Below are 1,831 nucleotides of genomic sequence, written 5' to 3'. Positions count from 1 at the left end.
CTGGACGCGGCCGTGCTGCGAGTGGATCCGGATCGGGAGTCCCGGCCTGCGCTCGGGCCAGACCGGCTGGCGGCCGTCCTCGACCGGGTGGCGGTGCCGTTGGACATCACGGTGGACCCGCAGGCGCGGGTGCGGGCCGAAGGGTTCCCGGCCAGCGCCGGAAACCCGAATGGACGGGCCTTCTCCGGGGTCATCAGTGACGGGCACGCCCGCCTGCCTGCCGCCCGTGCCTTGGAGCTCTTCCTGGACCAGACGGCGGCGGTGTCGCCGGAGGGTCCCGGTGGGCTCAGCGGCGGGCCTGTCATCCAGCACACGGACCAGAAGGCCGGGTCGGATACGGCCGCTGGCGCGTATGCCGCCGTCGGAGTCATCCGCGGCTTCCCCAAAGGGGAGGAGGCGCGGCAGGCCCGGGGCGGGACGGTCTATGCCAGCCGGGTCGACGATCTGACCGGACGATTTCCGGTGGTGGCGGATGCGGTGGCCCGCCGAGCCCAGCAGCTCCTGGACCAGGCGGGCAATCCACCCTCCGGCACGGCAGGGTCCCTGATCGGACTGCTGCGGGCCGACGCCGCCCTCACCGACTTTCGGGGACGCACCCAGGAACGCGACCAGCTTCATGCATGGTGCGACTCGCCCGCGCCCCGATCGGCCTGGCTGATCGTCGGTTCGGCCGGTCAGGGCAAGACCCGGCTGGCCCGCTGGTTGCTGACCGACCTCGCCGGTTCGGGTGGGTGGCTGACCGCGCTGTTTCGGGGGCCAGGCGATGCGGACCGGCTCGACACGGCGCTGACGGTGGCCGCGCACCTGGGACGCCGTGTGCTCGTGGTAGTCGACTACGCCGCCGAGCACGGGGCGGCCAGCCTGCACCCGCTGCTCGAACGGCTGACCGGCAGCAAGGCGCGGTGGCGGCTGCTGCTGCTGGCCCGTGCCACCGGCGACTGGTGGGACTCCTCCACCGGGGTCCGCCGCACACTCGAAAACGCCGGGACGGAGGTGCGTGACCCGACGCTGACTCTCACCGCACTGGAACCGACTGTCGACGGGCGGAAGGACGCCTTCCACGCGGTCGTGGCCGCGCTGCGGGAACCGGTACGGTCCTTCGCCGAGAGCCACCGGCTGCCGTTCGTCGCGGATCCGCCCGTCCCGTCGCTGGTCCGGGACGAGTTCGGCGCGGCCCTGATGCTGCACGTCGCCGCGGTCTGCGCGCTGTTGCCGGCATCCCGGCCGGGCGAGGACGGCCACCGGTGGCCCGCGCCGGAACGTGGTGCGGACCTCCTCGGCCGGCTCCTCGACCTCGAACGCGACAACCACTGGCTCTACCTGGACGTCGGTGGGCAGAGGCTCTACCGGCCGACCGAGGAGGCGTTTGGCAGCCTCGCCCAGGGGCCTGATGGCTACCGCACGGTCGAAACCGCGGTCGCCGCCGCGACCCTGGCCGGCGCCGCGAACCTGAACGATGCCGTCCTTGTGCTGTGTGCCGCTCTCGACCTCCCCGACCGGCGCCAGGCCACGCGGATCGCCCGCTGGCTGCACGACCTGTACCCGCCCGCGGAGGATCGCAACGGATGGCTGCCGCCGCTGCAGCCGGATCTGCTCGGTGAGGAGCTCGTCGCCCGCGTCATCGGCCAGACGGTGACCGAGGACGGCAACCCGTTAACCACGACGCTGCCATTTCGGATCCTGCAGCAGCCGGCGGGAAGCCAGCCCACCGACGATCAGGTGCGGCGCACGCTCACCGTCCTGAGCCGCGCGGCTCCACGCCACACCCTTCTTGCCCGCCTCCTCGACGGCGCCGGCGGCCCCGGCGGGCCGTCGGACAGCCCTGTCCTTG

General features: G+C 73.1%; 1 pseudogene. It reads left to right on the top strand.

The features are described 5' to 3' along the window. A pseudogene (locus U9980_RS23505) lies at window positions 1–1,831 on the top strand (hypothetical protein); the annotation flags it as partial.

It is taken from the genome of Protofrankia sp. Cr1 (assembly GCF_963555865.1).
Lineage (GTDB): Bacteria > Actinomycetota > Actinomycetes > Frankiales > Frankiaceae > Protofrankia.
The sequence above is the reverse complement of the archived record's forward strand: the minus strand, read 5'-3'. Positions and strand labels throughout refer to the sequence as shown.